The organism is Streptomyces sp. NPDC050625, from assembly GCF_040654755.1.
Classification (GTDB): Bacteria; Actinomycetota; Actinomycetes; order Streptomycetales; family Streptomycetaceae; genus Streptomyces.
This window is the reverse complement of sequence record NZ_JBFAIQ010000005.1, coordinates 243,768-252,516: the sequence shown is the minus strand read 5'-3', so window position 1 is coordinate 252,516 and position 8,749 is coordinate 243,768. Positions and strand designations below refer to the sequence as shown.

General features: G+C 73.5%; 4 protein-coding genes. 1 reads left to right on the top strand and 3 read right to left on the bottom strand.

Annotated elements, in window-relative coordinates:
- Positions 1 to 53: 53 nt before the first annotated feature.
- Both AB0I54_RS14370 and AB0I54_RS14365 read right to left on the bottom strand, forming a co-directional pair.
- Positions 54 to 1,496 carry an MFS transporter gene (locus AB0I54_RS14370; RefSeq protein ID WP_363296285.1) on the bottom strand — a complete coding sequence of 481 codons (1,443 nt, stop codon included), beginning with the start codon at positions 1,494 to 1,496 and terminating at the stop codon, positions 54 to 56.
- Positions 1,489 to 3,399: a glycoside hydrolase family 15 protein gene (locus AB0I54_RS14365; RefSeq protein WP_363296284.1), complete on the bottom strand. Its 1,911-nt coding sequence runs from the start codon at positions 3,397 to 3,399 to the stop codon at positions 1,489 to 1,491. The genes AB0I54_RS14370 and AB0I54_RS14365 overlap by 8 nt, the downstream gene beginning before the upstream one ends.
- A 275-nt stretch (positions 3,400 to 3,674) precedes the next feature.
- On the opposite strand from AB0I54_RS14365, the gene AB0I54_RS14360 reads away from it, so the two are divergent.
- The gene (locus AB0I54_RS14360; protein ID WP_363296283.1) at positions 3,675 to 4,718 is read left to right on the top strand and encodes an alcohol dehydrogenase catalytic domain-containing protein; all 1,044 of its coding nucleotides are present in this window, start codon (positions 3,675 to 3,677) and stop codon (positions 4,716 to 4,718) included.
- An 811-nt stretch (positions 4,719 to 5,529) separates the two neighbouring features.
- Here AB0I54_RS14360 and AB0I54_RS14355 read toward each other — a convergent pair.
- Positions 5,530 to 8,385 carry a SpoIIE family protein phosphatase gene (locus AB0I54_RS14355; protein WP_363296521.1) on the bottom strand — a complete coding sequence of 952 codons (2,856 nt, stop codon included), beginning with the start codon at positions 8,383 to 8,385 and terminating at the stop codon, positions 5,530 to 5,532.
- Positions 8,386 to 8,749: the final 364 nt, after the last annotated feature.

Sequence of the window (8,749 nt, the reverse complement as noted above, 5' to 3'; positions counted from 1 at the left end):
CCGGCCGAAGGCGAAGACCCGGCCGAAGGCCTGGCTGGCCAACTCCCCGGCCCTCACCCGGGGCTTCGCGGCGGGGTGGTGTCTCGCGGTGGCGCGGTCGGTAGGCCTCCTGGGTCGTGGGGGTCGGGAGGTCTGGGCAGGAGAGTTGCCGCCGTGAGGCCGCCCAGGCCTGCCACGGCCAGGGCGATCATCGCTGCGGCGTAGGCGCCGGTGGTGAGGCCGGAGACCAGGATCGTGCCGGCGATGGCCGTGCCGAAGGAGGAGCCGAGGTTGGAGACGCTGCGGGACAGGCCGGAGATCTCGCCCTGCTGCTCCTCGGGGAAGCTCGACTGGACGACGTTCACCGACGGCGTCAGCATCAGGCCCAGGCCGAGGCCGATCAGGAGGAGTCCGGGGGCGAAGGCCCACGCATCGGTGACGCTGCCGGCCAGGGCGATCAGTACGACGATGCCCGCGAGGGTGGTGACGAAGCCGGTCATGATGAGCGTCCGCTGCGGGCGCCGCTTCGCGAGACGCTCGGCGCACAGCGAGGTGACCAGCAGCCCGAGCGTGGCCGCCGTGAAGATCACCCCGGTCCGGATGGCGTCGTAGCCGCGCACGACCTGGAGGTAGGCCGCCACCGTGAACGACGAGCCCATCAGCAGCAGCCACTGGACGTTCTGGGTGACGAGCCCGAGGTTGGAGGTGCGGTCACGGAACAGGGACAGCGACAGCAGCGGCTCCTCGCCCGCCGCCTCCTTGGCCCGTACGGAGCGGAAGAACCACCCCAGCACGAGCGCACCGAGGACCAGCAGACCCAGCGTCAGCCACACGTTGTTGTCCGCGGCCAGGATGCCCATGACGATCAGGACCAGGCCGACGGCGGAGAGCACCGCCCCGCCGGTGTCGAAGGGCCGGGACGGATCGGGCGGCAGCGGGTCCTCGATGTGCCGGCTCAGGACGACGATCACCACGATGACCAGCGCCTGGAACACGAACGCCGCCCGCCAGCTGATCGCCGTGGTGATGAGCCCGCCGATCAGCGGGCCGGCGGCCGCCCCGATACCGCCCAGCGCCATGATCACGCCGAACGCGCGGGCACGGGAGGTCAGATCCGGGTGGAGGAGCGTCGTGAGGATGTAGACCGGCGGGATGAGCAGGGCCGTGCCGACACCCTCCAGGATCGAGTTGCCGAGGATCAGGACGCCCAGCCCCGGCGCGGCCGCGCTCAGCAGCGCGCCCACCCCGTACACGACCAGGCCCACCAGGAGGCACCGTTTGCGGCCGTAGCGGTCGGTCAGTTTGCCGCCGGGGATCATCAGTGCCGCCATGACCAGCAGGAAGATCGTGATGGCGATCTGCACGCCTTGCACGGTGGTGTCCAGGTCCCTGCTGATGTCGTTGATCATCACGTTCATGTTGGAGCCGGCGAAACTGCAGATGAACTGGGCCAGCGCCAGCGGGGCGAGAATGCGCCGTCCCGGCGAGGCCTGTTTCGCGCCGTCCGTGTCATCCACCGGTGTCACCCCCGGCCGTGGGCGCGACCGGCACCGCGAAGCCCTGGGCCACCGGAAGGTCGTCGCGGCTTCCCGGCCGTGTCTCCGCCTCGCTGAGCTGCTCGTCCAGCGCCATCGCGGCGGTGACCAGCGCGAGGTGGGTGAACGCCTGCGGGAAGTTGCCCAGTTGCTCGCCCGAGGGGCCGATCTCCTCCGCGAACAGGCCGACATGGTTGGCGTAGGTGAGCATCTTGTCGAAGGCGTACCGGGCCTGGGCGAGCCGGCCGGCGCGGGCCAGGGCCTCGACGTAGAAGAAGCTGCACAGGTTGAAGGTCCCCTCGGAGCCCCGCAGCCCGTCGGGCGAGGCGGCGGGGTTGTAGCGGTAGACGAGGCTGTCGCTCACCAGCTCCTCGCCCATGGCGTCCAGGGTGGTGAGCCAGGCCGGATCCCGCGGGGAGATGAAGCCGACCCGGGGCATGAGCAGCAGCGAGGCGTCCAGCACATCGGTGTCGTAGTGCTGCACGAAGGCCTGCCGCTTCTCGTGCCAGCCGCGCTCCACGATCTGTTCGAAGACCTGGTCGCGGACCTCGGTCCAGCGGCGGACGTCGGCCGGGCGGGAGCCGGTGACGGCCGCGTGGATGCAGCGGTCGAACGCGACCCAGGTCATCAGCCGGCTGTAGGTGAAGTCCTGCCGGCCGCCGCGGGTTTCCCAGATCCCCTCGTCGGGCCGGTCCCAGTGGTCGGCGAGCCAGTCCATCACCCGGCTGATGGCCCGCCAGCCGCGGATCGCCCCGATGTCGCTGCCGATCACCAGGGCGTCGGAGGCCTCGCCGTAGATGTCGAGCTGCAGCTGGTCGGCCGCCGCGTTGCCGGCCCGCACCGGCCGGGAGCCCATGTAGCCCTCCAGGTGGTCGAGGGTCTCCTCGGTCAGATGGGGGTCGCCGTCGACCCGGTACATGATCTGCAGGGGATCGCCGGAGGCGGTGCCGCCGGCTTCGATACGGTCGCGCAGCCAGCGGCGGAAGGCGTGCGCCTCCTCCTCGAAGCCGAGGTCGATCAGCGAGCGGACGGAGAGCGAGGCGTCCCGCACCCAGGTGTAGCGGTAGTCCCAGTTGCGTTCACCGCCGACCTGCTCGGGCAGTCCCATGGTGGCCGCGGCGATGGGCGCCCCCGTGGGGGCGTACGTCAGCAGCTTCAGCGTGATCGCCGAGCGGTTCACCACGTCCTGCCAGCGTCCGCGGTAGGTGCACGTCCGCAGCCACTTCAGCCAGAAGGCCCGGCAGTCCTCCACCTCGTCGACGATGCCGGCCAGGGACGGCCGGGGCGGAACGGCGCCGCCGCTCACGGTGCTGGTCAGCACCATGGCGGTCGCCTCGCCGGCCGACAGCGTGAAGTGGGCGGTGATGTCGTCCCCGTCGGCCCGCAGGGCGACCCCGGTGGTGCACTGGAGGTGCAGGTCGGTTCCCGGGCCGCGGAAGACCGCGGAGTGGTCGTCGTCCAGGGTGAGGGTGTGCGGGGCACGGCCGTAGTCGAAGCGCGGGCGGCAGGCGAAGCTGAAGGGCAGGCTGCCGCGGACGACGCGCGCGATCCTCACCAGGCGGTGCCGGTCCGTCGGTGCCGTGGACTCGATCGGCGTCATCACGTCGGCCACCTCGCCGACGCCTCCGGGCGCCATGAACCGGGTGACCAGGATCGCCGTGTCGGGCAGATACAGCTGCCGTACCGTCAGTCCGTTCCCCTCCGGGAGGTCGACGGCGAGACGGCAGTGGCCGCCGCGCTCGCTGTCCAGGAGCGAGGCGAAGACACTGGGCGAGTCGAAACGCGGCGTGCACCACCAGTCGACGGTGCCGCCGGACGACACCAGGGCCGCCGTCTGGAGATCGCCGACCATTCCGTGTTCTGCGATGGGCGGATAACGGTCCACGGAGCCTCCTCGGTCGAGCCGCCGCGCCCGGTCAGGCGCCGTCCCGGCCTTGCCCGTCCATCGTTCGGCCGCCGTGGCGCGCCTGCCTCACCCGCCGGGGGTGAGCGGCGGGCGGCACGCGCGCGTGCGAGGGGGCCGCGCCCTGCTTATCGTCGGACGTGCAGACCACGGAAATCCGCCCGGGCCGGCTCGCGGCCGAAGGAGCCCCGAGGCCGAGGGAGCCGGTACGTGTGGCGGCCCGCCCCAGGCTCCGCGCCGTGACGAAGGGTTAGCTCATGTCTGCGTCCAGCACTTCCTACACCGGCCCGCTGCGCGCCGCGCAGGTCACCGTGCCCGGCGGCACACCGGAACTGGTCGAGGTCTCCCCGCGAGAGGCCGGACCGGGGTCCGTGCGGATCACCATCGAGGCGTGCGGTGTGTGCCACTCCGACCTGCTGATCAGCTCGGGCATGCTGCCCGGGACCACGTTCCCGGTGACACCCGGTCATGAGATCGCCGGGCGGATCGACGCCGTGGGCGAGGGCGTGGCCGGCTGGCACACCGGTGACCGGGTGGCGGTGGGCTGGTACGGCGGCAGCTGCGGATACTGCGACGCCTGCCGCGACGGCGACGCCGTGCTGTGCCCTCGGCTGTCGGTCCCCGGCGTCGCCTACCCCGGCGGCTACGCCGACTCCATCGTCGTACCGGCCGTCGCCCTCGCGGCGATCCCGGACCAGCTGACCGCCGTCGAGGCCGCGCCGCTGGCCTGTGCGGGCGTGACCGTCTTCAACGCCCTGCGCAACACGGCCGCCCGCCCCGGCGACGTCGTCGCGGTCCTGGGCCTGGGCGGTCTCGGTCACCTGGGCGTCCAGTTCGCCCAGAAGATGGGCTTCGACACGGTCGCCATCGCCCGTGGCCAGGAGAAGCGGGACCTGGCGCACAAGCTCGGCGCCGCCCACTACGTCGACAGCACCGCGGGCGAGGTCTCCCAGGCCCTGGAGGCGCTCGGCGGGGCCAAGGTGGTCCTGGCCACCGTCACCAACGCCGACGCGATGTCCGCCACGATCGACGGGCTGGGCCGCCGCGGCGAACTCGTGATGGTCGGCGTCTCACCCGACCCCCTCGACGTCAGCCCCCTCCAGCTCCTGAACAACGCCCGCAAGGTCTACGCACACTCCTCCGGCGCCGCCGTGGACACCCAGGACACCCTGCGCTTCGCCGCCCAGACCGGCGTACGGGCCTGGGTCGAGGAGGTCCCCCTGGAGGACACCGCGGCCGCGGTCGCCAAGATGACCGAGGGCAGGGCCCGCTTCCGCATGGTCCTCACCACCGACCGCTGAGCCCACCGGGGGCCGCGGCGAGGTTGCGCTGCCGTCGAACCCCTGGCAGACAGCGCACGCCGGGCGGAGGGGCCGCCCAGGTGGCGTCCGCGGTCACCGATCCCGCACAGCCGCAGCGGCGGGCAGGGCCGGACCCTCCCGGGCAATCTCACCACCGGCCACGGAGCCCACCGCCCGGCGAGCCAGGCAGCGCTGCCGTCGAACACCTCGCCGAGGCAGCGCACGGGCACGAATCAGCCGCAGCCGCAGGCAGAGCCGGACCCTCCCGGACGATCTCACCACCGCCCACGGCACCCACCCGCCCGGCGAGCCAGGCAACGCTGCCGTCAAACACCTCCACGGGGCAGCGCACGGGCACGAATCAGCCGCAGCCGCAGGCAGAGCCAGACCTTGCCGGACGATCTCACCACCGCCCACGGCACCCACCCGCCCGGCGAGCCAGGCAACGCTGCCGTCAAACACCTCGCCGAGGCAGCGCACGAGCACGAATCAGCCGCACCCGCAGGCAAAGCCAGACCTTGCCGGACGACCTCGCCACCGGCCACGGAGCCCACCGCCCGGCGAGCCAGGCAGCGCTGCCGTCGAACACCTCACCGGGGCAGCGCACGGGCACGAATCAGCCGCAGCCGCAGGCAGGGCCCGGCCCTCCCGGACGATCTCGCCACCGCCCACGGCACCCACCCGCCCGGCGAGCCAGGCAGCGCTGCCGTCGAACACCTCGCCGAGGCAGCGCACGGGCACGAATCAGCCGCAGCCGCAGGCAGAGCCCGACCCTCCCGGACGATCTCGCCACCGGCGGATCAGCCGGTCCTCACCATCGGCCGCTGAGCCCACCCGCGGGGTGCGGTAGTGGTTGTTCGGTCCAGATCACCTTTCCCTCGGTCGTGGACCGGGTGCCCCAGCGTTCCGTGAGACGGGCCACCAGGAACAGGCCGCGGCCGCCCTCGTCCTCGGTCCTGGCGCGGCGCAGCCGGGGTGACGTGGCGCTGCCGTCGAAGACCTCGCAGATCAGGGCGCGGTCGCGGATCAGCCGTAGCCGGAGGGGGCCGGTGGCGTGCCGGATGGCGTTGGTGACCAGTTCGCTGGCGACGAGTTCGGTGGTGAAGGCCAGTTCGTCCAGGCCCCAGGCGGCGAGCTGCTCGGTGACCGCGGCGCGGGCGCGGGAGACGACCGCCGGGTCGCTGGGCAGGTCCCACTGGGCGACCCGGTCGGCACCCAGGGCGTGCGTGCGGGCGACGAGCAGGGCCACGTCGTCGCTCGGCCGGGCCGGGAGCAGCGCGTCGAGCACCGCCTCGCAGGTGTCCTCCGGCGGCCGGCCGGCCGAGGCCAGGACGGTACGGAGCTGGTCCAGGCCGGTGTCGACGTCCCGTCGGCGGTCCTCGATCAGGCCGTCGGTGTAGAGCACCAGCTGGCTGCCCTCGGCCAGCTCCAGCTCGGCCGTCTCGAAGGGCATCCCGCCCAGGCCGAGGGGAAGTCCGGGCGGCAGGTCGACGAAGTCCACCGTGCCGTCGGGTCCGACGACCGCCGGGACGGGGTGCCCGGCGCGGGTGAGGGTGCACCGCCGGGACACCGGGTCGTACACCGCGAACAGACAGGTCGCGCCGGCCATCCCGGAGTCCGGTGCGTTCTCGCCCGTGCCCCAGCCCTCGCCCCGGTCCAGCCCGCCGACCAGGTCGTCGAGATGGGTGAGCAGGTCGTCAGGCGGCAGGTCCAGGGAGCAGAAGTTGTGCACGGCGGTCCGCAGCCGACCCATCGTGGCGGCGGCGTGCAGCCCGTGGCCGACCACGTCGCCGACCACCAGCGCCACCCGGGCGCCGGACAGCGGGATGACGTCGAACCAGTCGCCGCCGACCCCGGCCTGCGCGGGCAGATAGCGGTAGGCGACCTCGACGGCGCTCTGCTCGGGCCGCCCCCGGGGCAGCAGGCTGCGCTGCAGGGCGAGCGCGGTGGTGTGCTCGCGGGTGAAGCGGCGGGCGTTGTCGATGCAGATCGCCGCGCGGGCGGCCAGTTCCTGCGCCAGGGACAGATCGTCGTCCTCGAAGGGCGCGGGCCGCTCGGCGCGGTAGAAGCTCACCACGCCGAGGGTCGTGCCACGGGCCCGCAGCGGCACGGTGATGAGCGAGTGGATCCCGGTCGCGAGCACCCGTTCCAGCCGGACCGGGTCCTGGGCGAGCCAGCCGCCGGCCGCGGCCAGCACGGGTTCGAGCACCGACTGGCGGGTCTCCAGGCCGCGGGCCTGCGGGGTGGTCGGGACATAGCGCACCGTGTCGCCGACGCCGTACAGATGGGAGTCGTCGTGCAGGGCGCTCAGGGCGACCCGGCGCAGCGGCGCGTTCGCGCCGAGGGGGCCCGGCTCCTCGCCGTGCAGCACCGCGTCCGGCAGGTCCACGGCGGTGAAGTCGGCGAAGCGCGGGACGGTGACCTCCGCCAGCTCCTCCGCGGTGCGGGTGACGTTCAGGGTGGTGCCGATCCGGACGCCGGCGTCGTGCAGCAGCTCCAGGCGCCTGCGGGCCAGGACGGCGAGCCGGCCGACGCCGGACTCGCCGAGGAGCAGCAGCCAGCCGTTGGCGTCGGTGCCGTCCTCGTCGCCGGTGGCCCGGGAGGGGGCCGCTCGGACCGGCGGGGCCGAGGCGAGCGGCGGTACGACGGCGGGGACGACGGCCCGTATCGCGGAACGCGCCGGGACCGCCACGGCTGCCGGTGCGGGCGCGGTGGGCTGCACATGGCGCAGCCGCGGGCCGCCGAGGACCCGGGCCTCCACGACCGCGCCCGTCTCGCCGGTCGCCGAGCTGACCTGACGGCGCAGCAGGGTGGCGGTCCGGCCGTCGGAGAGCTCGACCTCCTCGACGGTGTGCTGCGGAGAGGCGATGAGTTCCTCGGCCTTCTCCCGCAGCACGGCCAGGTCGAGCCGGCCGATCTCGCCGCCGTTGTGGCCGGACACCCGCGCCGACAGGGGCGGGGGCTCGCCCGCCGCGGGCAGTCCTCCGGCGTCGGCCAGCCGGTACGCGGCCAGCAGGGCCTGTTCCCGTTCGGCGGCCTGGCCGAGCAGCCGCGCCTCGATGTCGTGGGCGGCGTCCCGGGCCAGCGCCAGCATGGCGGGGTCGCCGTCGCCGCGCAGACAGGTGAGGTCGAGCACCGCCTCGACATGGCCGCTGAGCGGGTCGCGGACGGGCGCGCCCGCGCAGGCGAACGGCAGCAGGCAGTCGGCGAAGTGCTCGCGGCCGGCGACGAAGACCGGGCCACGCTCCGCCAGCGCGGTACCGACGCCGTTGGTGCCCGCGGCCTGCTCGGAGACGTCGAAACCGGGGGCGAAGTGGACCTCGTCGAGGCGTGCGCGCAGCCGTGGGTCACCGCCGTAGCGCCGGATCAGGCGGGCCTGCCCGTCGCACAGTACGACCATCATGTTCACGTCGGCGAGCGAGTCGGCGAGCTTCCTCAGCACCGGGTCGGCGGCCCGCAGCAGCGGGTCGTCCAGTGCCAGATCCGATGTGTAGGGGAGCAGCAGCCGGTGCGGCTCCAGCCCTATGGACCTGCACCGTTTCCAGGAGTCCAGGACCGGGCTGCGGACGTCCGCGTCCACTCGTTCACCGGCCAGGAAACGCTCGTGGGCATCGACGAGCCCGCCGATGTCGTCCCAGGCGATGGACAACGGAATCACTTCCCTCATCAACCAGCCTAGTCCAAGCGTGAACCGCATCACATTGCGCCGGGGCATGCTGGAGTCCGGACGAGCGGGCCGGGAGGCAGGAGGTACGGGCATGCGGTGGTGGGCCGGGGCATGGTTGGTGGCCGGGGTGGTCGCCTTGGCGGCGTGCGGCGGGCCGGGGGGCGGGGGGTCCGACGGGGGAACGCCCGGCGGAGGCTCCACGGGACCCTCCGGAACGGGGAACGGCTCGGCGTCATCGACGTCCGGCGCGCCGGCCCGGACGACCGCGCCCCCGTCCGGGACCCCCTCCGGACCCGCGTCCGGACCCGCCTCCGCGTCATCGCCGTCGGCCACGCCCTCGACCGCGCCCTCCGCCTCGGCGGGC

What these genes read in the sequence shown, in the direction of transcription:
- AB0I54_RS14360 (WP_363296283.1), top strand. Translation starts at nt 3,675, where the DNA reads ATGTCTGCGTCCAGCACTTCCTACACCGGCCCGCTGCGCGCCGCGCAG.
- AB0I54_RS14355 (WP_363296521.1), bottom strand. Translation starts at nt 8,385, where the DNA reads ATGAGGGAAGTGATTCCGTTGTCCATCGCCTGGGACGACATCGGCGGG.